The following is a 24929-nucleotide window of genomic DNA, read 5'->3' on the forward strand; positions in this document are numbered from 1 at the left end:
GGATTCACGGATGCGTCAAAAAATAGGTATAGATCAACTAAATCAGCCGATTACTAATGAAGATGTGGAACTGGCCATCGCTAATGCGGGAAGTACGCTCACTTTATTGGACGAGCTTCCCGTCAAGTGGCTGGATATGTGTAATGAAAAGCTGTCACTGGCTTCGGAGACACTCGACTTCTTGTTAAAGCAACGCTTACAAATACATAAAAGGGGATACCCAAGCGTTAAACTGGAATATTTAGCACTGGCTGAGCGTCAGATTAAAGACCTAACAAATGTTTATTTGTCTTTCTATCGATTGGCTCCGGGATTAATACATCAATTGAAGCAGAGTGAACCAACCATTTATGCTTGGCTCATGTTGAGCTCTGAGCTTGGACAAGAACACGAAAACCTACTTTGTGGCTTGTCTATGCTTGATGAATTAGATTATCAAGCCGCTAAGTTGTTGGTGGTTCAGTCATCATTGCGAGACATCGACCTCGTGATAATCGAAATGGTTGAAGGTGGCTGTAAACTGCCCCTACTTTACTTGGAGTGCTTACAGTTACGCCAAACTGTCACAGTTGGTCTGCTAAAACGCTGGCTTAAAGATAAGCGGTTTTCTAAGCATAAAACACATTTATTTTTATCATTACAAAACGACGTAGAAAGTGTTGTCTGGTTAGCTGAAAACTCAAAGGGCAGTCAGAACCTGTTTGAACGTTTGCTTTCGAAAGAGGACAGAGGTACTTGGTTTCGAAAGGAGTTCGGTACCTCAATCGATAGTGTGTTTGACTCAGAAGTCGTCACTTTTGCCAAGCTTTTAGAGCTCAAAGAATTTGGTAACTTTGATCTAAGTAGTGTAATGGCTCCATTTGATTTTGTATTACATGGTCTGAATGAACATGTTCCTCAAATTGTGGATTTACTATTTAGCCTTGACGAGTTCGAAGGTGAGGATTGGATCCAAGCGCTTTACATTGTCTATGGTAAACGTTTACCAGTGACACCGAAAAATTTAGGTATCGATTTTGAATGGCATGAAATGCTCGAAAAATTAAAACAATGGGCAGAGAGTGACGCCTACAGACAAGTCTCACCAGGTAGAATGGGACAACCTTTGACGCTAGAAACCAGCATACAAGCCATGTTCGATACTCAAGTTAGTGCTGCCTTTAGGGTTTGGATTTGGCGTCAGGTTTGTCTCCACACTCGCTCATACATCCCTTGGGATATGACTATGCCAGCTCATCAACAAAAGTGGAATATCACGCGACTAACTCAGAATTCAACAGCTTCAGAAAGGTTTGGCCTAAGGAGCAATCATGCAGTTGTGGGATATTGAGAATTATCCAGGGCTTTCAATTAAAGGCCGTTTTCAACGAGATCAGAATGGCAATGAGGTTTGGATTGTCGTTGGAAAACGCTCATGGCAACTCGTCGGTTCTGCTTGGAAGGAGCAGCAACAGTCAGAGATCTATGATGATCCTGTCTATCTGGGGGAAGCCGGGCTTTCTGCGATGAAAGCTGACCATGAGTTCTCTGTTGTCAAAGCCAACACTGATGTGCTGATTTTCGGTAAGGCTCGGAGCTACGCGAAAAAAGCAGTTACGTACCACGAGTGTCGGCTTTTGATTGACGGTCATATTGATAAAACTATATCGGTACTTGGTGATAGGCAATGGATCGAACACGGTGGCAGCGTAACCTTAAGTAAACCACTTCCATTTGTCGAAAAGGAAATCGATTTCTCCTGTGCTATCGGAGGTGATTTAAGAAATCGACTCGGTGGAGGGATCGCTGATAGCAAAGCGGAGCTATTGAAACAAAAAGTACCTTCTGTTTTTTATCCAACGGAAGACTGGAGTGCAACGCCCAAGAATGTCCGGGTTGCAGGCTTTGGCCCGCTAGCACCATTTTTTGGGGCACGGCAGCGTTACGCTGGTACTTTTGATGATGATTGGTTAGAGAATAGGAAACCTCTTTATCCTCTAGACTTTGACCAACGTTTTTATCAGAGCGCACCACAAGACCAACAATGTAAAGGGTTCATATCTGGCGGAGAACGATTGATGATCAGTGGCTTTTGTCATAATGACGCTCTCTCTTTCCGTTTCCCTCAAGAGATGTATGTAGCAGAAGCTCAGTTTAAAAATGCCAAATATCAAGTTGATATGCCTATTTCTACCGTTTTCATTGATACTGAGGCTCGTATACTTTCAATCAGCTACAGCGCTGCATTTCCATGTCAAGGCGAGGAGCATCTATTAGTGTCAACGAAGATCCGTCAAAAACAGGAGTTGTCCGATAATGAATAACAATTCGGCACGTTTCGTTATTGGTATGGAAGCCATGACACCAGCGGGCATGAACCTTGATATTGCCACAACAGTTGCCAAAGCGGATTTAGGAAGATTCGATCAGAAAGTAGCCGATGATGGTATCGAAAGATTCACCTACGCAAACATTGAATACACTTCAAACACATCATTGTTTGGCAAGTGTTCAGAGCTTATTGAGAGCTTGATCGGGTCTCTTTTGAAGCAGTTACCTAAGGCATTAAAGCCTATTCCGTTGCTAGTCAATATACCCGGTACTCTGTCTGTTGTTGCGATGAGCGAGTGGTTAAGTGATTGCAAGCACCGTGATTCAATCTCACATTATGAAGTTGTTCAACAAAGTGGGCCGTCACACTTAAGCACATCATTAGCTAAGTTAAACCAATTTGACGCAATCATGAGTATTTCAGTCGACTCTCTTTTCGATGACCTTAATAACTTAATCGATGCCGGGCAAGTAATGAGCTCTTATAACCCATGGGGGATAATACCTAGTGAAGGCGGGGCGGGCTTACTGTTGTGTCGGAATAATTTGGTGCAAACGTTGAAGCTCAAACCAAAAGCAAAGTTAGGCTATTTTGAAGTAGAGCCAACAAATACAACGCGAAGGTCAGTAATGAAGCTAGTCAGGAATGCGAGTCGCAATATTAAGAGTTTTGGGTCTGTATTTTCTGATATGACTAATCTGAGATCCCATACTGAAGATTATGGTTTTGCGCTAGGTGCTCGCGCCGAATATTTTGATAACCCTCAACAGCCAACTTTAATTAATGATTTATGGGGCTCATTGGGCGGCTGTTCTGCATTGGCATTAATGGCCTGCACTATTCAAGAGGTGGCTCATAATAGGCCTGTAACTTTGTTAATGTTTGATGTTCAAGGAGAAAGGGCATTGCTCCAACTCACCTGCATGAAACAGAACTGATCACATGGCCGGCATACAAAACGCTAATATTATTTATGTCGTAATCAGTATCGCGAGAGTATTAGCTGGAATGTGATTTAGTCTTGGTATGTATCTAGATCTTATTTATTCACTGGGATGCTTAAACCGCTGCAAAGCTCTAACTCCAAAATTTCCAATACTCCAGTTGAATTCGATAGAAAATTAGAACTACCTTTTGAAAAGTATTTCAATTATTTCTCCCTATAAGTGAATAACTCATTTTTACTTAAAGTCAACTCAAAATGTGACTCAGTTAACAGTGTATGTTTAGTCCGTTATTTTGTTAGGTAAATATTAAATTCTGGAGCCTAAAATAGCAGAAATTTGTTAGTCAAAGCGTTTGTTGTAGTGTTCCTTTGTTTAGTAATAATAACTGAATTAATAGTCTTACCGATGGTTTTAAATACTGCTATTGAAAAGGGTATTAGACAGTAATTATTATCCAACATTAATTTATTTCGTTTGATAAAGAGTTTAGCGTGCCAGACAAGCAAGGGACAGCCAAAGGTTATCTAGATAAGTTGGTTGTGAAAGCGATCGAAAAGAAAAACCAGCAAGCTCAGAATATGGCTAATAGAAATAAGCCCAAATTAGAGTATGTGATTTTTTCCCAATTTGACGTGTTAGATACATTACCTTCAAAAAATGGCAAAACGACTATTTATCACTTGGCTAAGAAAGGAAACCCTGAAAAACAGGTTTGCTGCAAAGTTTTAAATGAAGGGTCATCTGAACTTGCGAATGAATTAATCATTAATGAAGCCAGTCGCCTTGAGATGTCTCAACATCCGAGCGTTGCAGATTTCATTAAAATAGGCAAAGAGTTCGATAGACCATACTTTATGTATCAGTGGATTCAGGGCGAATCTTTGGCCGAAAAAATGGCTCGTCATACTCCTAAAGGTTTTAGGCATGATCATATTGCGTGGCTGATATATCAATTGTCTGGTGCGCTTGAGTTTATGCACACGAGAGGTGTCTGCCATTTAGATATTAAACCTTCAAACATTCTTGTTACAGAGTCTGATTATGTAAAGTTAATCGATTTTGGTGCTGCTCGTTATGTTGGTGAATCTAATACTTATGCAGAAGCAAGCATGAGCTATGCGTCTCCTGCGTTTATAAAGTCTGGCGTGGCTCAACCTCAAGATGACGTCTATTCATTGGCGTTATTAACTGGGCATCTATTTCTTGGAGCTGCATTTGGCGATGCTTGGACAACTCAATTACAAGCAAAAAAACGACCAGGTTTAATCCCTAACCATGTATGGAAGTTAATTAGAGAGGTTGTCAACAACCCTCGACAGCACAGGTATACAGCGACTTCGTTTGCTCAGCAATTAGCCAAGATCGATACCCAAAAATTTGGTGCTGATGTTAGTGCTCCCTTATTTAGTAGTTTACGGAATGCTGATCTTGTTCTGACCAAACATCGAACTATTGACAGAATTCAAAGTGGTCGACTTCGATACTTAGAAGCGAGTTTGGTTCTGTGTGTCGTGATTATCACTAGCACATATTTATACAACCAAGGTCAGCCTGAATGGAAATCGATTGTTAAATCTACCAACAGTTCAAGTAGCCTTGTGAGCACGATTAAACCTGCACAAACCGCGTCTTTTTTAGCACAGTCTCCATGGGATATTGAATTCGCGTTGCAAGATATGGAAAAGGATGTCGTCTCGACAGCTCCTTACCGAGAAGCTTATGAAGTCCAACAGAGCAAATTAGCTAAGTTGTATAAAAACTATGAATCGGACTTGAATGAATATGAAGGGTCGGTCGATCAACTTCCTAAAACTCTGATGTCTATCCGGCATGATCTCGTTGTTTTGCGAGAAAAACTGAACAGTGACGGCTCTCTATTTCCTTATGCAGATAAAGCGCTGACGGACACGATGGCAAGTCTGAATAAGGCGACCATCAATTCGCAAAATATTGCCACCTTTGGTGGGGATCAAGAACAGCGTTTAGTCGAACTCATCTTAGATGGAAAATCAGATGTTGCAGACAGTGATATTGAAACTGCTTGGAAAGTAAACCAGTCAAGAGCCTATTTTTATAGTCATGTATTACCGCGAAAAGTACTCAGCGGTATAGATTCCTCGATAGAGAAAAATGCAAAACAGCATTACTACACCAAAGCAATTCTTGAGGCAGAAGCTGCGCAATCATTTTTTGGTAACACGCCAAAATTGAAAGCTAAAGTAAGAGCCCTAAAAGTAGCAAGAAGCGAATTTATTTTGTTCAGTACTGTAACTGAACAATCAGTATTTGGTCGACAGAAACTGCACGACTCGTTAGCTGATCTAGAGACTAATGCCCCTAAGAAATTCAGCGAAATAACGGAAATTCTTAATAGTATGGCAAGTGATTCTATAGACAAAAGTCATCAACTATCTAAACCAGCGCGAGGTGCTATAGCTATCGAGCGAGCAATTAGAAATTACAATTCTGAAAGCAGAGGTTAACTTGAGTCTGATCGATACTGAAACGCTATTAGCACCAATATCTGAACACTCACCAACTGGTGAGGATGCTAGGTACGAGTTTTGCTATGAAATGATGGAAGCCGAAGTGAAAAAATTTGGTTCATTATTTGGCGAGACTGTCGACTGGCATATTGTAAAAGTCCATTCAATAGAGGTGTTAAGTCAACATAGTAAGGATCTTAAAGCGCTTTGTTATCTGATTCGCTCTTTGGTGGAGGATAAAGGCGTGATAGGGCTTGAGGAAGGATTATCTTTGCTCAATGACTCAATCAGTCGTTTTGGTCATGATCTATACCCGAAACGTAAAAGAGGTAGAGATGGGGCTGTTGAGTGGCTGAATCATCAATTCAAACTCGTCGCGACTAAATTGTCTACAGAATCTCTTGATTGGGAAGTTCTATCTCGATGTATCACATTAACTGAAGGTATTCAGCGTCAGTTTGACGAGATATTTCAAGACTCTGATGTGGACTTTTTCGAATTAAAAAGTCATTTGAATCAACTAAGGCTGAACGCATCTTTAAATGAAGAAACCTTGGTTGAAGGCAGTGTGGCTGATTCAGATCCGCTCATTGATGTTGTTGCACTGTCCGAGAAAACTATCGTTCCAGAAAGCCACGAAATTGACAGTCCTACGACGCAAGCCACATCTAATCAGAAACGAAGTAAACCTCGAGAGCACAGCACTGTAGACGTAGATACAGACTTTTCATCTCCGACTGCATCAAAGCGTACGTTAAAAAAAGTGTCTGAAATAATGGTGCATTCAAATCCGACTGAACCTTTGGGATATCGGATTTACCGTCACCTGACATGGGCCGATGTTGATGGTCTACCAGACCACCAAGACAATGTAACGCCTCTTAGCCTTGCTGTGTCATCAGACCAGCAGGCGGAATATAGAGATAAAGCAAATCAAGAAAGTGATATCGATACGATCAAGCGTCTAGAGCGAACACTTACTGATGCGCCATTTTGGCTGACTGGGCATTATTTCGTTTATGCAATGTTAGACAATCTTGGGTATGACGAAGCTGCGTTGGCTGTAAAGCAAGAAACAAAGAGATTTGTCGATTCTTTTGAGGGAATTGAGAACCTCTCTTTCAAAAATTCTATTCCATTTGCGGATGAAGCAACAATTACTTGGTTGTCTACAGGTAATACTTGTCCTTCGGGTAAATCATCAATAATTCAAACTATTGTTGTAGCTGAAGATGATCTATCTGAGATGGAGGATATTACCCTAGGTGACTTGGGTAAATATGTGGCTGAACTGTCAAATAAACTCGAGTTGGATAACTCCGGTCGTGGACAATTCATGTTGCACTTAAAGTTAGTGAAAGCCTACCAAAGTGTTGGTTTATACCCTTTGTGCTTGCCTTACTTGGAACAAAGTTGGGCGGTGGCTAAGGAACTAAATCTATCAATTTGGGAACCCCATTTGTTCTTTTCTTTAGAAAATCTAATTCAAAAAACTCTAAAGGAACTATATCGAACTAAGGATTTTTTACCTGTGAGATATAGCGAATGGGAAACAATTTATGACCAGCAATAAACTAGAAAGGACTAATTATGTCACGTGATGGCTCGGTGGCTCCGAAAGAGCGAATTAATATACGTTATGTTCCAGCAACAGGCGATGCGTCTGATGATGTTGAACTGCCCCTAAGTATGATGGTTGTCGGTGACTTCACTGCTCGTGCAGATGAAACTCCGATCGAAGAGCGTAATCCGATTAATATCGATAAAGATAACTTTAACGAAGTATTAGAAGGTTACGCTCCGAATATCAAAGCAAATGTTGAAAACCGTCTTTCTGATGAAGAAGGTGCGCAAATTGGCGTTGATATTACATTCAAAAATATGAAGGACTTTACTCCAGAGTCGATTGCGAAGAGCGTTCCTGAACTGAATGGTTTACTAGAACTTCGTGAAGCCTTGGTTGCATTGAAAGGCCCTCTAGGGAATGTACCTGCTTTCCGTAAGAAGATTGCAGCAGTTCTTCAAGATGAAGAAGCAAGAAAGAAACTTTTGGATGAACTAAGCATTGGTGCAGACCAAGGCGAAAAAGCAGAGTAAGGAAGATCATGTCGGCAGAAGCACAAGCACCAGAACAAGAAGCAGCTCTAGTTGAGTCAGGCTCTCTTCTGGATAGCATTCTAAATGAGACTCGCCTTAAGCCTAGTGATGAAGGTTTTGACATTGCAAAGCGTGGTGTTGAAGCATTCATTGGTGAGTTATTAAGCAGCTCAACAGTAGAAAAAGTAGACCAGTCTTTAGTTGATTTGATGATCTCTGAGATTGATCAAAAGTTGTCTAAACAGGTTGATGCAATTCTTCACAACGAAGAAGTTCAAGCGATTGAATCAACATGGCGTGGTCTTAAATATCTTGTTGATCACACGGACTTCCGTGAAAACATTCAAATCGAACTTATTTCGGCTAAGAAAGACGAAGTTCTAGATGATTTTGAAGATGCTCCTGAAGTAGTGAAATCAGGTTTGTATAAGCAGATTTATACTCGTGAATACGGTCAATTTGGTGGTAAGCCTGTAGGTGCCGTTATTTGTGATTACCAACTGTCTGCGTCTTCGCCTGATATTAAATTAATGGAATATATGGGTAATGTAGGTGCTATGTCTCATGCACCATTTATTACTTCTGCATCTTCTGAATTCTTTGGTTTAGATTCTTATGAAGAATTACCAAACTTAAAAGACTTAAAGTCGGTATTTGAAGGTCCTCAGTATACTAAGTGGCGCGGATTCCGTGAGCACGAAGACGCACGTTATGTGGGGCTTTGTACATCACGCTTTATGCTACGTACGCCATACTCAGTTGAAGACAACCCGATTAAGGCGTTTGACTACGATGAAATGGTTACGGACAGCCATGACAATTACCTTTGGGGTAACTCAGCTTATGCTATGGCTTCAAAGATCAGTGAGTCGTTTGCAAAATATCGCTGGTGTCCAAACATTATTGGCCCGCAAAGTGGTGGTGCGGTAACCGATTTACCGGTTTATAACTTTGAAGCGATGGGGCAGATCGAAACTAAGATCCCTACCGAAATTCTGGTTTCTGACCGCCGTGAGTACGAACTTGCAGAAGAAGGCTTTATGGCTTTAACAATGCGTAAAGGTTCTGATAACGCAGCGTTCTTCTCGGCAAACTCAGTTCAAAAACCAAAAGTGTTTGCGAATACACCTGAAGGCAAGCAAGCTGAGATGAACTACAAGTTGGGTACTCAGCTACCTTACATGTTCATTATTAACCGCTTAGCTCATTACATTAAAGTACTTCAACGTGAGCAAATTGGTTCTTGGAAAGAGCGTACCGATTTAGAAGTTGAGCTTAATAAATGGATCCGTCAATACGTATCTGACCAAGAGAACCCGCCAGCAGAAGTTCGTGGTCGTCGACCGTTACGAGCGGCTAAAGTCGAAGTGTCTGACGTTGAGGGTGACCCAGGTTGGTATAAAGTATCAATGTCTGTTCGTCCCCACTTTAAGTACATGGGTGCGAGCTTTGACTTATCTTTGGTTGGTAAGCTAGACCAATAATAAGTTTGGAAATAAATAAGCGGCCGGGTTCACTGGCTGCTTTTTTCTTAGAGTGTTATATGGAAAAAGGTTACCGATTATTAGAACGAATTGAACTAGGTGAGCCGAAAAACTGCTATGAAAAAGTGGTTTCACATAAGCATTTAATTGAATCCATTCATCTGCACCTTGCTGATTTGCTTAATACTCATGCGGGTAATGCAATGATCGATGGGGAATATGGCTTACCTGATTTCAATGATGTTCTATCGAACAACACCAACTTAGTTCGTCACATCCAAAAGAACATCACTTCCACTATAGAAAGCTTCGAACCTCGGCTACGAAGCGTTGAAGTGCATTACCGAGAAAATCACAACAACCCTCTTCAATTAGGCTTTGGCATTTGCGGAGAAGTCTTACATAACGGTGGAAAAGTTCCGATGTCTATTGATGTCTATATGGGAACTGACGGCCAATTTAACGTTTAGTAGGTGCCCCTTGAGTAACAGTAAATACTTTCAAGATGAACTCACATATCTACGAGAATCCGGCAGCGAATTTGCCAAGTACAATCCAAAACTGACCAACTTTTTGTCTGAAGGAACATTCGATCCTGATGTAGAACGTCTTCTTGAAGGTTTTGCGTTTCTTACTGGCCGTATTAGAGAAAAGATTGATGATGAACTCCCAGAGCTCACTCAGTCGTTAATGACGCTGTTGTGGCCACATTACATGCGCTCGATTCCTTCGTTATGCATTAGCGAACTAACGCCACACTCCGGAAGTGTCACTGAAAAAACAGTGGTAAAGCGCGGGGCTGAGATGGCTAGTGAACAAGTGGAAGGTACGCAATGTTTATTCAGAACCTGCTATGACGTAGAGCTTTTCCCCTTAAAAATCACAAGCATTGACCAAAGCAACAGTCGAACAAGCTCATCTGTTGATGTGACACTTGCGACTGAACATGGGCTAGAGTTATCTCGTATCGGGTTAGATAAATTAAGGTTTCATTTACATGGTGAGATCCATATAACTAGAATTCTTTTCTTATGGATATTTAGATACTTAGACTACGTCGAGTTAGACGTGGGCGGTGGGTATAAACGTAAACTTGGACCTGAATTTGTTAAACCGGTTGGGTACCAAGACGACGAAGCGATACTGCCATATAGCGACAATTCATTTGCAGGTTATCGTTTGTTGCAAGAATATTTTTCTTTACCAGACAAATTTATGTTTTTTGATATTACCGGTCTCGATTGGCTAAAAGGGATACCACAAAGAAGTACCGTGAACCTTAAATTCCATTTTAAGAGAGCATTACCTGCCGAAGTTGTCCTGAAAGATAAGCACTTAAGGTTACATTGCACGCCAGCTGTGAACCTATTCGAAAAAGATGGTGATCCAATTCGGCTTGAACATCGCCGAAATGAGTATAAAGTTCGGCCACAGAGTGACAACCAGGATCACTACGAAGTTTATTCAATAAACCAAGTAGAAAGTTGGAGCAAAAATGAAAGGCGACGAAAATCTCTTATTGAATTTGAGTCCTTTGAACACCAAATAAATCAAAGAGATAAACGTGATTTCTACAAGTCAAAAGTTTCAGAGCGAGTGAGTGGAAGAGGGCTTGAGCGTTATATATCTTTTCATACCCACAATGGGGATATTGCAGACCTAGGAACCGAAACGGTTTTGATGAAGTTATTGTGCAGTAATGCAGATTTGTCTGAAAGATTGTCTGTAGGAGACATCATATATACCACACATAAATCTCCAACTTACGCCACGTTTAGTAATATTACTAAACCTACGCAATCTGTTAGCCCGCAAGTGAATGGCGAACTCCAATGGCAACTGATTGCTAATATGTCATTGAATTATCTATCGCTCTCTAATATTGATGTACTCAAGGTTTTACTGTCTACATATGACTTCCATTCTAGAGTGGATAGGCAGGCTCATAGGGCTTCGTTGCACAGGCTTGACGGCATTATCTCATCAGAAATGAAACCTATCGATAGAGTGTTTAGAGGGGTATCCGTTCGTGGTAATCAATTTAAGCTTAAGATGAACTCTAGTTTTTTTGTCAATGAAGGGGACATGTTTTTGATGGCAAATGTATTGAATGAGTTCATACGCTTATATTCAAGTGTTAACTCATTTACAGAGTTAGAAGTCTACGATGAACGCAGTGGCGAAAGCTACCAATGGGCAAGTTTAACTGGACAGCAAACAATCTTATGATTGATGAATTATCAGAAAAAATAAACGAATTTAGCTTTTTTCAAGCAGTTTTGTTGTTAGAGAAGCACTACCAACTATTACCGGGCAGTGATTTTGTAGCGGTTGGTGAAAACAAATATTTTTATCAAGAGAGAATTGCGTTTAGTGTCTCACCAAACCTCTGTTTCCCCAAAAGTGATATGGAATTCATCAGTCATATGGAAAGGTCTGGTGAGCACTATTCGAGAATTGAAACTAACTTTTTAGGATTACACGGTTCAAGTTCACCTTTGCCCGCGAACTATACAGAAAAATTAGTAGGTAGAGATGATGATGATAATCCAGTTAGAGACTTCTTTGATTTCTTTCATAATAGATATACCAGTTTAATCTATCGTGTTTGGAAAAAGTACCGTTATCATGTTCAGTATCAAAGCGATGCAAAAGATGACTTTTCTGGGCGTATGCTGCACCTAGCAGGGTTGTCTAATGTTATTCAAGAGTCCGATACGATCGGGCTTGATCGTGCAAAGATTTTGTCTTACGTCAATCAGCTATCTACCAGGACACGTTCTCCGAAACTTATTTCTGGCATTGTTGCGCACTATTTTTCATTACCAAGTGTTCGAATCGAAGAGTGGGTCTTTCGAAGAGTAAAAATTGCCGAATGCCAAAGGAATCAATTAAATAGAACGAATTGTATTTTGGGTTCAAATTTACATTTAGGTAAGAGCATCCCAGATCTAAACGGTAAGTTTAATCTTTGTATTGATAACATTGATTTCGAGACGTTCCGAAAGTTCTCCTATGGAGGAGATTTCCATAAAACTTTAGTGGGGTTGATGCGTTTTATTCTTCGTGACCCCATGTCTTGGGATTTAAAGCTAACCGTTGATTTAGACTCAGTTCCAAAGAACCAACTCGGTCAAGGTGATGGGACGAGTTTGGGGCAAACTTTTTGGTTGGGTCAAGCAGGTACGAAAGATGCGAAGATTAGAGTAATTGGAGGCATTTAAAAAAGCCGCTCATAAGAGCGGCTTTATTTTTAACGACTGATTGGCTGGTGTAGCACTACTGTTGTATTGAGAGAGCGAATGCCATTGAAAGACTCTATCTCATTACATAAATGGTGTATTGATTGCAGATCAGGAGCTTCAATCAAAGAAATAATGTCGTAGGTCCCCCCAACAATGCTTGTAAGTCTGACTTCAGGTAGTTCTTTTAATGCATTACTTACATCATTTTTCTTACCTTTTTCACAAGAAATTAGCAAATAACTGGCCGCTTTTCTCCCGTCATTTTCTACTCTTATTTGTGCCGTATACCCTTTGATAATACCGGTTTTTTCAAGTCTGTTGATGCGTTCAGCGACTGCTGTTCGCGACAAGCCGATGTTGCGAGAAAGATTAGCAATCGATTCTCGCCCATTGGAGAGTAGATTCGAAAGAATTTTACGATCTAGTTTGTCTAAGCCTTGTAAACTAATGTTGGACATCATGTGTTCTGCCTTTTCTGAATTATTATTGTATTTGTATTTGTATTTGTATTTGTATTTGTATTTGTATTTGTATTTTTACTATATGGCTTCGGGTAGAGTGAAGTTATACAGCTCCGCTAACGTAAACGGGTTTTTCTGAGTCAAAGGAGTGATTCGCAAGCTCAGATCTCTGCCTGATACTTTTATATCACTCACGAAGCTACCGTTATGGGTATTTGTTAACGTTGAGTCACCAAATAACCGATAGATAGCCCATTGACCATTCTTGCTCAGTACATGTTGTTTACCTTCGTCTGTTACATCTTGAATTGTTATACTGATATTGAAATCTCCATTTTGAGGAGGCCACTCAAGTTCGCGAATTCTGCTGGGACCATGGTAATAGTTGATATTTGAGTCCGCTATTTTTAAGCTTGCTCTGATCGCACTAGAATCAAGATCAAGTACCTTCGCACTAAATGGAAGGTACAAACGGTTTGTACTCTTGTTGATTAGTGTATCTCTGATGACATTGTAATTTCGTAACTGAACAAGCAGTTCTGGTGAGAGAGGCATAATTTCACCTTCTACTTGTTTTGGCGTCCATAGGTTTGTGTCATAAAAAGGAGCGAAATTTCTATCGATAAATGCATCAAGCAAGCCTCCCGATGCGAAAAGCAGCTCAAAGTCTTCGATCGAAATTTCTTCTGTTGCACTTAGATCAAAAGGGTACCTTCCTAAACCTAACTCTTTGAACTTAGAATAGATTTCACTATACCAAAGAGTCTGTATTCCTTTTGATGATTCAGAAATCATCACGGACCAGCTCTGGTTAACTACGTCTAAAAGCCAACTTCTTACTGGCTCAGGAGATTTTTGTGCAATTTGTTTTAAACGAATCAGAGGATCGGCATCCGTACTACTCATCCGGTGTTGTGCTGCAGACAACGCTGCCATTTGAGGGGCCGGTGCGTCTGCTATATCTTTCATATACGTACGAACTCTGCTCAGTGCAGTTATCGTTTCATCCCATGGTGTAGGGGAGTTAGGGGTTTCGTTAATTTGTAATTGATTCAAGATGTGGAAAGCTTGTTCAACTCTTTTCATCAACAAGTAGTCAGGTTGAACAAGTTCTTCAACGAGTTCTGGTGCTGCATTTACGGCACCAGCAAGTTTAGGGTTAACCTGGGCCATTAATGCATTCTGTTGTCCAACCGGGGAAAACTGAGTGTTTGTATAAACTTGTTTTAGAACGGTTGTCATAGGAGAAGAGGGACCAGAGATCAGATCAATGGCGTTAGTAATCTCCCCTATATTGTTATAACGCTTTACTTTTAGTTCGCTTAAAGCATTTCGCCAATAACTGATGTAGTCATCCGTATATTTTTTTCTTACTTGCTTCTTGAATGTCTCTTGTTCTTTGTCTGTTGGGATTACGTGGTTTGACAAACCCAATACCCAGTTGTCGGTGATGACTTGTTGCGACATTAAATCGACGCGAGGGCGGTAAAACGTACTGAAGCCTGTAGATGTGTAAACTTTATCGATTTCTAATCGTTGAGGATCCAAGTTGTCGTTGAAGACATTATTAAAGTCGAAACCGACTGCTCGCTGTAAATTCAAAGTGCCTAAATCAATGTCACCTGCTTGTTGTAACAAGCTGGCGTACACAAGATCTACATTTGAACTAGAGAGTAGAGAACGTCTTGTCGCACGCACCATATTCATGTTGATCGATACAGGTTCAAAATCAGTGCGGAAATATGCGTCCAAATATTTCATCACTGTCGTGATCGTGTCTGGTTGATCACTGAGTTTTTGGAGCGTTGACATCGTTTGCTGACGTAGAAATTTTATCTCGCGTTTTGTAGGATCATTCAACATTAAGTAACCTTTTAGTAAAGGCAGTGCATTATTAACGTTGTCTTGATTTTGTGTTAGTTGCAAACGATAACCTTGCTCAATTACTGGCATTAAGTGGTTTCTAATTTGCATTATGAGGGCGTTATAAGCGATTTTCGTACTTTCATCGAGACGACTTACATTCATATTCACAAGTTCATTATCTAGCGCTTGTGAGCCACTAAGCCATGCTTGATAAGATGGTTGTACAGTTTGGATCGCACTTGAAAGAGAACTTTCAAAAGAATTGCCTTTTGGGTAAGACGATTGTGAATCATCTATACCAATAAGCTGACTAATCACTCTCAGGTTGTCATCTAAAGTCGTTGAAAACAGGTAAGCACCACTACCTAGTAAAATAATGGAAGCTGCAACGGCTAGACGGCTCTGCCTCTGGATCATCCTAAGGTAAGTCTTGTTTTCACCTGCGAAATCAGATTCAGGCAGGATCTGAGAGTCCATTAAGAAACGCGTAAAATAGGGCGTTTCTGTTAACTGAGTATGTTCCGACGCAATGATAGGCAAGTTAAAGTAGTTGCTGCAACTCTTAGCTAATAGGTTGTATTTTCTACCACCTTGGATATTCGATATAAAAAACACTTCACGGATATCAAGAGAGTAAGACCCAGTATTGAGTTCTGAAAGTCGTTCTATCACAGAAGCAATTTCAGACTGACACAATTCGAATTGTTTAGGGAATGCTAATATGGCTTGCTTCTCGTTAACTTCATTAGAGTGAGACGACGAATCTAACGCATTGCTCTCCATTACTTTTACTAAATTACGGAAGCTATCATGGTAGTACTCAACAAATACACCTTTAGCTTCCTTTAATGGAATTGATAGAAATTCAACCGAGGTCTTTAAAGAACTAAAGTGTATGTATTCCTTAAATCCTTCTAGCTTGTCGAGCTTAGACATCATTAAATATAAAGGGATCGCTGAAGCTGTTTTTTCACTTACTGATTCTAATCGATGGTTAAGCGCGGTTAACGTGTAATCGATTTGTTCGGTTTCAGAGACAATTAGAAATTCAAAATCGATAAAAAACAAGCAACCAGAAAATGGCTTTCTAGGCTTGTGTTTAATGACCTCATCTACAAATGTGTTCCACAGAGCGCTATCGTTACTTGATACTTCTTGAAACAATAGGCGTTGATCCGGTTTGATATACACGGCGGAGTCTGACTCATACCATTCGAAAAAATCATTCTTTGCAGTACGAGTCTGATCCATTGGCTTGATTGCACTGGAGTTAAGTAGAAACTGAGTTCGACCCGCGTATTTATTGCCAATCATTAAATAGATTGGCTTTTTATTGGAACCAGAAAGAAGCGGACGGATGACCATGGCTAATGCTTCTTCTTCTGTTTCCAGCTTTAGGGCTTTAGTGTTGTTTTTCTTTTTTAGCCACAACGTTACCTGAAACAACGAATAGAAAATTGTTATAGCACCTAAAGCAATCCATAGGTAAAACTTGTCTGTTATATCTAGCCAAAGGATATAGATTGCAGCGATCGTAGCAGCAAGAAAGAGGAAAATGGCCGTTGATATAACAACAGGGTTCCTCATTAGTTTGTGTTTTAACATAAGCCTATTTCGTTGTTTTGAGTTTGTTGTAATACCGAGTCTTAAGACGGTTTTATGAGTTTTACGGTTTATTTGCTGACAGATCTGATTCTAAGGTTTTTATTTTGTGTAAATAGACGTTCAGTATCCGAAGAGATTTCTGTAGTTCTTTTTGTTGTTGTTCTTTTTCTGCATATTCAATGCGGCCAATCAATGGAAAAAGAGAGTTACTGTACTCATAAGCTCGTGCTGTCTTTTTACTTTCACTTCCTCTAATTACATTCGCAAATACAGTCCTGGCGTTAGAAAAGCGTCGGTGAAGTTGGGCGTAATCTGTGTTTAACTTTTCTTGTTCATTGGTGAACTCTTGGCGTAATCGTAGAATAGAAGACGAGTCCGGATACAGCTTGGTCAAATCAAGCGTCAATCGGTCTAAAATATCGATCTGATACACTTTGATTGGATCGGCAACCCAACCTTTCATTAGTGTGTCTAATTGGTTTACGACATTAGGTCTAACATCTTGAGAAATAGGAGCATATTCATATCTTAATGAATGTGCTATTTCATTAAGTTGTGAGATATCAGATGTGATGATTTGTTTAGTCAGATCTTTTAGTTGGTATTGCTTATAAAAGAAGTGAGAGGACAATGCTAAAGCAAGAAATCCGGCTAACAGGTAGACGACTAAATACTTAGAGGGTGTTTTATCGTCGACTTTCGATGTTGTTGCAGATTGCTTATTTGACACATCAATTTTAATGGTTGATGGTTGAGCCACTGGTGTTGGTTGTTTATTTTCTTCTGGAGCTCGGTACTTTCGTTGATTCTCTGCTTCGCGCAGGTTTGCTTCGGTCTCTTTATGTTCATCAACCCATTGCTTTAAGATTCGACGTACCCCACCCAATGAAGGTGCTTTTATACCGTAATGTAGTCTTAGTTCTTCTTCAATTCTCATACATAAGCGATGGCAAGTTTCGATCAGCAGTACGTCGTCGGGGTTTGTTTTAATCGACTTTATTCGTTTTTCTGTGTGTTCAACCATCCAGTCTATCGCCCCAATCCTTGCGTTTGATTTTGTAACTTCTGGATATGCGGTAAACCAATAAACGACGCATAAGTCCAGAATAGAACTGAGTCCTTCAGCTAAACCTTTTAAGCCATCATTATGTGTTGCTGCGACAGTAAAGTAGCAACTACAACGGAAATCTTTGCTGTTTTTCGAAAGTATCGTTTTTGAAAGAGACTGAACCTTTTTCCAAGAGACTCTCCCTGTCACCTTATTAAGGTTATTAATTTGACGTTTTATCTCTGTAAAATCATCTAATGCGTTTGGGTTAGTTCCGCTAGGCTTTTCTTCGTCAATAGGCCGTCTTGTGAAATCTGAGGAGAACATAATCTTGATATCCAACTGTATATATAACGAAATCGAAATTTAGCGATAACTAATAAATTTAGCCTCGCTTGTTTTTTATTTATATTCCCGAATTCAACTCCGAACTGCGACATTCTTAATTTTAGCACTATGTGACGTTATTCACAAAAAGATCAAAAAATGTAACAATTTACGACTAGGCTTTATAAAATTTCAGTGATGAAGGTCACATTTATGGTCTTTTTGGGGAGAAATAATATGAATCTAACTATTCCTACGTGTGGTGCTTTATTGATTAATAATTACTCTTGTCAATGATTGCATAAATATTAACTAACACTAAATTAGAAAAATGCTTTAAATGATTATGCCATAGGTTAAAGATAAAAAAGTGGCATTTTAGGTTTTTTGAATTTTGTAAATGCTAATTTTCTTGTATTGAACAACCTTCTTTCTTTGGATGGTTGTTGGTCGTTTGATTTTTCAATTATTGATAGTTTTGATTTTATAAATGAATTTTATTTGTAATTATTCGTAATGCATTTTCTTGTAGATATATCGTTTTTTTTGCTAGTTATAATGTCGTAAATGGCGGGTGTGACCGTCTCCTTATTGTAAAAGACATAATACTTGCTATCTTGCGCATCTAGTTAATATATGGATGAACTCAGAGGGAAGCATGCGAAACCTAAGTCAAATCGGTCTAATATCCACAATGTGTCTTTTTTCGTCCATCGCAATCGCGAAGGGTGAAAGATATGGTGGTTCAGTAAATATGCTGAGCATAGACACTATAGAATATGATGAAGGGCCGAGTGGACAAGTAGATGCTCTACGTTACGGGTTCGTCCATACACGTCCAATTGATGAAAGTAACAACCGATGGCGTTGGTGGTTAGGGTTCAATTATTTAGCAGAAGATGATATCGAAGCTCCAAAGAATGGCGTTTATAACGAGGTAACCAATTACGAATTTCGTATTGTGCCTCAGTATGCTTTAGGTAGCTGGTCGGTGTTCACACCTTATATAGGTGCAGGCTTGTCTTTAGGTTACTCGCAATACTCAAACCGTTGGAAAGTTGACGACCAAGGCTTTCGTTACGGCGAACAACTTGAAGATATCGATCAATTTGAAGCTGGCGCTGTTGTGACTTTTGGTAGTGTGATCAAGTTAGGAAGTAACCCAGACGCTCATTTACAAATAATCCCGCAAGCTTCATACATCTTACCTTTTTATAACGAAGGTCTAGGTGGTGTCGAGTTTAGTGTTTCTCTTCTGTTTTAAAGGCTATTCATGCGTATAAATCAATTGGTTTTGGTGATCTCGAAGTGCCCTGAAGAATATGTTGGAGCTAAAAGTATCGAGATGCCTGAAGAAGGTGGATCTCTAGGGCGAGAAGCAGGTTGTACAGTGACTTTAACGGATCACAACCGATTCATATCTGGTACGCACTGTCTATTGAGTATATATGGAGACACTTATTACATTAGTGATGTGAGTACAAATGGCACATTGGTTAATGGTAATAAGATCCTAAAGAATCAACCAGTTTCGTTGTGCGATGGTGACAGAGTTTCTCTCGGACAATATGAAGTGAGTATTTCTCTTGAGTTGGTAACGACTTCATACGACATAGCTTCTGAAATAGCGCCAGAAAGAGATTCAACAGACCCTTTAATGAACTTGGAAGAATCCGTTGTTGAGGAAGAAGCAGAGACAGGCGCGCTTGAAGATCTCTTCATGGAAACGAAACCTGATGGAGTAGATACTCATGATCCCGTCGAGCACTTAAAATTCTCAATGCAGAGAGATGATGATTATTTGGTCCGAGACGAAAGTAACGAAAAAAATCTTATGAAGTCATCGATAGAACCACAAAGGCAAGTTGTTGATGACAGTTTAAGCATCCATTCTGAGTTCGACCTCCCTAGTCTGATTCCTGAAGATTGGATGGGGATGGAAGAAGAACAGCAGGCGAACCTGAATGCTCAAGACATCGCTGATGATCAAACTAAGATACCGAACCGTTTAAAACCAACAAACATTGAAGGTACCGATTTTAAGTCAGATACGCTTACCGGCAGTTCAGATGTTCCCAAGCGTAAACCGACAAAAGTACCGCCTGTTACTATTATCCCTAATTCCGCAAATATACAAAGCCACAAGTGGGAAGAGGTGACACAAGAGTTTGTCCCTCATACCGAACCACAAGAGCAGCCTGTTGAAAGTGAGAGTAGAACTCAGAGTAATACCGCATTGAGTGAAACTTCTTACGAACATGAAAATGTAACACATGCATTCTTTGAAGGACTGGGTGTTGATTTAGAGTCTGACACGAAACATGACGCTTTATTTTTTAAACAAATGGGCGCTTGTTTGCGATTGTGTATCGATAATTTGTACAAAGATTTACAGAGTGTTGAAGAGCTTACTGACGAAAGCTCCTTTGCTCACAATGATCTTAGCCTAACTACATTGATGTTAACGCTAAATAGTCAAAATCTATTGGCTCCAAATGAGCTAATTGAACAGATACTGGATGAACTTAGCGAGCACGATACCTTATATGCCAAGGCAATTAACGATTTGGTATTGGAGCAACTAAAAGCGAATGATCCTCAGCAGTTTGCAAACACTTTAAGCCAGGAAACGCGCTTCCTTAGTAAGTCAAAGCTATGGCAAAAGTACAGCGAACATTATGAGCAGAATACTCGACAATTCAATGAGTCGACATTTAAAGCGTTGATGAAAGACAGATACAGTAAGGTTGCAAAAGCTGATCATGCGTAAACTTATAATCCCCATTACCTTGTTTCTATTATCAGGTTGCTCTATGTGGGAGCAATTTAAAGAATCATCTGGAATTACACCAGAAACATCTTCAATTGAACTCGTGATAGAAGCGTCAGAACTTCTCAATGTACGAGAGCAGGGACAATCTTCGCCGGTCATTCTGAGAGTTCATGAACTCACTTCACCTGTTTTATTTCGTAGTTTGGATTTCTTTGCTCTATTCGAAAATGATAAAGCGTCCTTAGGTGATGAGTATATTAAACGATATGAATACCAACTGCAGCCGGGCGATGAGCTACATGAGATTTTAGAGTTAGATCCAACGACGCGTGCATTAGGTTTTTCTGTGGCATTCAGAGATATTGATGGCTCGTCTTGGCGGAAGGTTGAAGTGATCGAAGAAAAAAGTGAGTACTTTCTGAGATTAAAAGTAGAGGGTAGTGAATTATCTTCGAACAATACTCGCGGTATTGAACAGACGTATTTTTAAGGAACTGACGAATGTCTTTATATAATCCAGTTGTTTGGCAAGATGGTATGTTCATGAAGCCTCAACATTTCCAACAACTAGACCGATCTCAAAGTAAGTTATCTAACATGCTTAGCTCTAATAGCTCTCCATTACATTGGGGAGTAAAAAAAATTGAGATTAATACTGAGCTATTGGCATTAGGAAAAATCGGAATCACACGAGCAGAAGGTATATTACAAGACCGCACGCCATTTGATTTACCGCTTCTTGCTGAACTTCCAGAAGTAAGAGATGTTGACCCATCTATTGCGGATAAAGTGGTGTACTTATGTTGCCCACTACCATCAGAGCGTTCGGAACTCTTTGGAGGTAATGGTGACGGTGCTCGTTATAACATGGAGACCCAAGAAGCCGTCGATGCATGTTATGAATCAGAAGATATGGCAAGTATTGTGGTGGGTAAACTTAACTTCTTCTTAATGTACGACCACGAAGATAAGAGTTCTTATACATCGATACCCATTTTAAAAATTTCCGAAGTGAAGCCAGACGGAAGCATCATTTTGGATGAGAACTATATCCCGACGTGTATTGATATTCATGCTTCTACCGTTTTAAGCAAGTTCGCGACTGAATTCGCGTCAATGCTCAAACATAGAGCAGAATCTATAGTTCAGCGTTTGGGGGTGGTTGACCAACAGGGCGTATCATCTGTTGCTGACTTTATGTTGTTACAAGCCTTAAATCGCTACGAACCGTTGTTCTGGCATTTTGCAAGCGTAGAGGGTGTTCACCCAGAGTCGTTTTACCGAATCCTATTACAAGCTGAGGGTGAATTATCCACATTGTGTTCTGCATCTCGCAGACCACAAGAGTTCACCAAATATAACCACAGCCAACTTACTGATTGTTTATCTCGGACACTTGATAGCGCGAAAATGACACTCAGTGTGATGTCAGAGCAACGCGCAATACCTCTAACATTGAGAGAGCAAAGCTACGGAATTCGAACAGCAGCAATTCCAGACAGTAAAATTGTCGAATCTACGACGTTTATTCTTGCTGTTAAAGCAGACGTACCGCTTGATATTTTACATACACAATTTGTGAGCCAAACTAAGATTGGTTCGATCGACAATATTCGCGATCTAATTAACTTACAATTGCCGGGCATTGAAATGAAACCAATGCCAGTGGTACCTCGAGCGTTGCCTTATCATGCAGGTTATACCTATTTTGAGCTCGATAAAGCGAGTGACGAATGGAATGCATTGAATAACACAGCTGCCATCGCTGTCCATATTGCAGGTGACTTCGCGAACTTGTCACTACAGCTTTGGGCTGTACGCCTATGAGTTACGCCGAAAACGATGTCACAGTAGTACTATTTCAACCAGAGCCAGGCAAGCCAATGGAGGTTATGCCTGCACCTGATTTATCTAGAAATATTGCGGTAAGAGACCTAAATGTTGAGAGTATGGGTGTTAATCCTTTGGTCGATCAGTTTACTTGGTTAATCGCCAGTCTCTCATGCATGTCTTCGATTCCTTGGTTGGACGACCCTGGCCCTTTTAGAGAACAAGTTGCACGAGAAATTCGCAAAGGTGAGCGAAAGCTCAATGAAATGGAGTTGGATCGAGCATCAATATTGGTCATACGCTATTGCTTATGTGCTGCGATAGACGAATCTGTATGTCGACAAGAGTGGGGGGCGAACAGTCATTGGAGTACAAATAGTTTGTTGTCTGAGTTTCATAACGAAACATCGGGTGGCGACAAGTTCTTCACCATCTTAGAGCGCTTAAAAGCTGACCCTCGAAAATATAGACACGTAATAGAATTCCTCTATTTGTTGCTGCAGCTAGGGTTCCAAGGCAAGTATGGTCGAGAAGAGCGTGGCAACGAAAAGCTTTCAGAGATAGGAAATACTATCTATCGCTTAGTTAGAGACGAGCGTTTAGCTGAGCAGGAAAAAGTAACGTTAGTTAACTTAAAGGCGAAGTACTTAAAAAAACCGCTCAAACGGGTTATTTCCCCTAAGTTAATTCTTGGCGTCAGTACTGTCATCTTTGGCGTTATGTATGCTGCGACTTACTTGGTTATTGACCTAAAATTTCAGCAGCTTTTGGATGTGTATCAGTAGCATCAGATTTAATTGTGAGATCTTCTGTCCGTTTTTAAAAATAGACTCGAAGTAACAGTCTCATCCTTCATTTTCACTACGTACTTAGAGAGATTGCAGCCTGCGATCTCTTTTATCATACATCTATTGGAATTTAATTGGATTTACTATGGGCGTAACAGTTTGTGCGAATGGACTCAGCGTAGTTCATCAAGGCTCAGGAGGAGAAGCGAACGCAACACTCCCTGATGTTTGTTTAACAACAGTCGGCAAACCTGTTGTTCCTATCCCTTATGGTAACAATGCAAAGTCCGCCGATTTAGTAGGCGGCACCACGACCATCTCTATGGATGGCGGTAACAGCATTGCTATTAAAGGCAGTAAATTCAGCGCCAGTACTGGCGATGCAGGTGGTGATAAAAAGGGCGTAGCCTCAGGCACTATTGAAGCCGAGGCCGAATTCATATCAGCTTCTCCTACCGTTAAGTTCGAAGGTGTCGGTGTATGCCGCCTTTCTGATCAAATGACCATGAATAAAGCCAACACCATGTGTTTAGGCGGTGCTCAAAACCCTTCGGTTTCTGTGACAGAAGAGCAAGAAGGGACGTATACGGTAGACCTGTTTCTTTCTTATTCTGATGGAGAACCTGTTCAAGGGGCTACATATAAACTGATTGATCAAACCGGCGCTTCCTTTGAAGGTACATTAGATAATGTAGGCAAAGCTTCGGTGAGTGGGGTTGCACCTGGTGAATTTAACATTGACTATGGTGAAGATAGTCGCGAATTCATGCCAAACATCCCAACTAAAACCAACCCTAATTTCAACCCAAATGCGAATGCCCAATTAATTATTGAAGAAGCCAAACGAGGTGAGGTTGGTTTCTGGGAAAATTCTTGGAAGAGAATGTCTGGCGCTGCCAGCTGGATCTGGGGGGTAATTTTAGGTGACTTTAATGATGATGCATCGGTAGAGCAAATCATTGCAAACACAGCGCTGACAATGATCCCCGTCGTAGACCAAGCAGCGGATGTACGAGACCTCTCAGCAAATATCATGACACTATTAAGTGAAGAAGAGCGAGATAAGCCAGAAAATTGGTTGGCACTCTCTTTGACTTTGATTGGCTGTGTTCCAACGTTTGGTAGTGCAGTTAAAGGTACATGTAAAGTCGCTTTGAAAGGTGGTAAGGGCACATCGAAAGACACTTTACTCGCGGTACTTCGGGGGATGGGCAAAGGTGATCCAGAAAAGTTCTTGCGTACATTAAAATGGGTTGATTACGCCAAGCAGGCGAGCAATATTGTATCGGATGTTCTAAAACCTTGTATTGAAGTGGCGAGTGAGCTTGCTTCTTACGCTAATCGCATGGGAGCTGATGAACTAGCAGAGTACTTCTTAAAGTTAGCCGACGAAGTGAAAACAATCGATAAAATGGTGCCAGATAAACTAAAAGAAGCGATGGGTGAGTTTGACCAGTTATTCGCTCGAATTTTGGGTAAAGGCGAGCGAGCTTATCCTGCAAAAGTTAAGCACAACACTGGTAAATCTGCTCAGTCAGGGAAGAGTGCGGATAAAACTAATGAGGAAAAAGACAAAAAAGAAGTTAAGTGTAAGGTCTGCTGCAGAATTGCTGGTAAAAAGAAAGGTCAATGTCAAGAAGCATTAAAGATGTGAGGTCTAT

19 protein-coding genes are annotated in these 24929 nt (G+C 40.4%); 16 read left to right on the forward strand and 3 right to left on the reverse strand.

Features of this window, described 5'->3' with window-relative positions; all coding sequences use genetic code 11:
- Positions 1-10: 10 nt before the first annotated feature.
- The 10 genes from AB4185_RS20765 to tssG all read left to right on the forward strand — a co-directional run bounded on the left by AB4185_RS20765 (position 11) and on the right by tssG (position 12549).
- Entirely contained in the window at positions 11-1330 is a 1320-nt protein-coding gene (locus AB4185_RS20765) for a hypothetical protein (RefSeq protein WP_215919159.1), read from the forward strand.
- Entirely contained in the window at positions 1311-2303 is a 993-nt protein-coding gene (locus tag AB4185_RS20770) for a DUF2169 domain-containing protein (protein WP_017078353.1), read from the forward strand. The genes AB4185_RS20765 and AB4185_RS20770 overlap by 20 nt, the downstream gene beginning before the upstream one ends.
- Complete coding sequence (locus tag AB4185_RS20775; protein ID WP_102504240.1) at positions 2296-3249, forward strand: hypothetical protein; 954 nt, start codon at positions 2296-2298, stop codon at positions 3247-3249. The genes AB4185_RS20770 and AB4185_RS20775 overlap by 8 nt, the downstream gene beginning before the upstream one ends.
- A 500-nt stretch (positions 3250-3749) precedes the next feature.
- The gene (locus tag AB4185_RS20780) at positions 3750-5741 is read left to right on the forward strand and encodes a protein kinase domain-containing protein (RefSeq protein ID WP_102504241.1); all 1992 of its coding nucleotides are present in this window, start codon (positions 3750-3752) and stop codon (positions 5739-5741) included.
- A 1-nt stretch (position 5742) separates the two neighbouring features.
- Positions 5743-7317 (forward strand): type VI secretion system protein TssA, encoded by a 1575-nt coding sequence (gene tssA / locus AB4185_RS20785; protein WP_102504242.1) that lies wholly within the window; start codon positions 5743-5745, stop codon positions 7315-7317.
- A 17-nt stretch (positions 7318-7334) separates the two neighbouring features.
- Complete coding sequence (gene tssB / locus AB4185_RS20790) at positions 7335-7841, forward strand: type VI secretion system contractile sheath small subunit (RefSeq protein ID WP_017064520.1); 507 nt, start codon at positions 7335-7337, stop codon at positions 7839-7841.
- Positions 7842-7849: 8 nt separating this feature from the next.
- On the forward strand, positions 7850-9325 hold the full coding sequence (gene tssC / locus AB4185_RS20795) for a type VI secretion system contractile sheath large subunit (protein ID WP_372135877.1): 1476 nt from the start codon (positions 7850-7852) through the stop codon (positions 9323-9325).
- A gap of 59 nt (positions 9326-9384) precedes the next feature.
- Entirely contained in the window at positions 9385-9795 is a 411-nt protein-coding gene (gene tssE / locus AB4185_RS20800; RefSeq protein WP_017062581.1) for a type VI secretion system baseplate subunit TssE, read from the forward strand.
- Positions 9796-9805: 10 nt separating this feature from the next.
- Positions 9806-11554 carry a type VI secretion system baseplate subunit TssF gene (gene tssF / locus AB4185_RS20805; protein ID WP_017064523.1) on the forward strand — a complete coding sequence of 583 codons (1749 nt, stop codon included), beginning with the start codon at positions 9806-9808 and terminating at the stop codon, positions 11552-11554.
- Positions 11551-12549, forward strand: a complete 999-nt coding sequence (gene tssG / locus AB4185_RS20810) for a type VI secretion system baseplate subunit TssG (RefSeq protein ID WP_372135878.1) — start codon at positions 11551-11553, stop codon at positions 12547-12549. Before tssF ends, tssG begins: the two co-directional genes overlap by 4 nt.
- Positions 12550-12578: 29 nt before the next feature.
- On the opposite strand, the gene AB4185_RS20815 is transcribed toward tssG, so the two are convergent.
- From AB4185_RS20815 to AB4185_RS20825, 3 genes are all read right to left on the reverse strand, one after another.
- Complete coding sequence (locus AB4185_RS20815) at positions 12579-13031, reverse strand: Lrp/AsnC family transcriptional regulator (RefSeq protein ID WP_017062578.1); 453 nt, start codon at positions 13029-13031, stop codon at positions 12579-12581.
- 78 nt (positions 13032-13109) lie between these two features.
- The gene (gene tssM, locus AB4185_RS20820; RefSeq protein WP_372102467.1) at positions 13110-16502 is read right to left on the reverse strand and encodes a type VI secretion system membrane subunit TssM; all 3393 of its coding nucleotides are present in this window, start codon (positions 16500-16502) and stop codon (positions 13110-13112) included.
- 61 nt (positions 16503-16563) lie between these two features.
- A complete protein-coding gene (locus AB4185_RS20825; protein ID WP_102333586.1) occupies positions 16564-17877 on the reverse strand; it encodes a type VI secretion system ImpA family N-terminal domain-containing protein in 1314 nt (437 codons plus the stop codon).
- A gap of 658 nt (positions 17878-18535) precedes the next feature.
- Here AB4185_RS20825 and AB4185_RS20830 point away from each other — a divergent pair.
- The 6 genes from AB4185_RS20830 to AB4185_RS20855 all read left to right on the forward strand — a co-directional run bounded on the left by AB4185_RS20830 (position 18536) and on the right by AB4185_RS20855 (position 24922).
- On the forward strand, positions 18536-19141 hold the full coding sequence (locus tag AB4185_RS20830; RefSeq protein WP_102333587.1) for a hypothetical protein: 606 nt from the start codon (positions 18536-18538) through the stop codon (positions 19139-19141).
- Positions 19142-19150: 9 nt separating this feature from the next.
- Positions 19151-20647, forward strand: coding sequence for a type VI secretion system-associated FHA domain protein TagH (tagH, locus tag AB4185_RS20835; RefSeq protein WP_372135879.1), 1497 nt, complete (start codon positions 19151-19153; stop codon positions 20645-20647).
- Positions 20640-21140, forward strand: coding sequence for a type VI secretion system lipoprotein TssJ (gene tssJ, locus AB4185_RS20840; RefSeq protein WP_029222546.1), 501 nt, complete (start codon positions 20640-20642; stop codon positions 21138-21140). The genes tagH and tssJ overlap by 8 nt, the downstream gene beginning before the upstream one ends.
- 11 nt (positions 21141-21151) lie before the next feature.
- Positions 21152-22477, forward strand: a complete 1326-nt coding sequence (tssK, locus tag AB4185_RS20845; RefSeq protein ID WP_102333589.1) for a type VI secretion system baseplate subunit TssK — start codon at positions 21152-21154, stop codon at positions 22475-22477.
- On the forward strand, positions 22474-23265 hold the full coding sequence (icmH, locus tag AB4185_RS20850) for a type IVB secretion system protein IcmH/DotU (protein ID WP_017064531.1): 792 nt from the start codon (positions 22474-22476) through the stop codon (positions 23263-23265). Before tssK ends, icmH begins: the two co-directional genes overlap by 4 nt.
- A gap of 148 nt (positions 23266-23413) precedes the next feature.
- Positions 23414-24922 (forward strand): PAAR-like domain-containing protein, encoded by a 1509-nt coding sequence (locus AB4185_RS20855; protein ID WP_372135880.1) that lies wholly within the window; start codon positions 23414-23416, stop codon positions 24920-24922.
- The last annotated feature ends 7 nt before the right edge of the window (positions 24923-24929 follow it).

Origin of the sequence: Vibrio sp. 10N.286.48.F5 (genome assembly GCF_041469785.1) — a bacterium.
Taxonomy (GTDB): Bacteria; Pseudomonadota; Gammaproteobacteria; order Enterobacterales; family Vibrionaceae; genus Vibrio; species Vibrio crassostreae_C.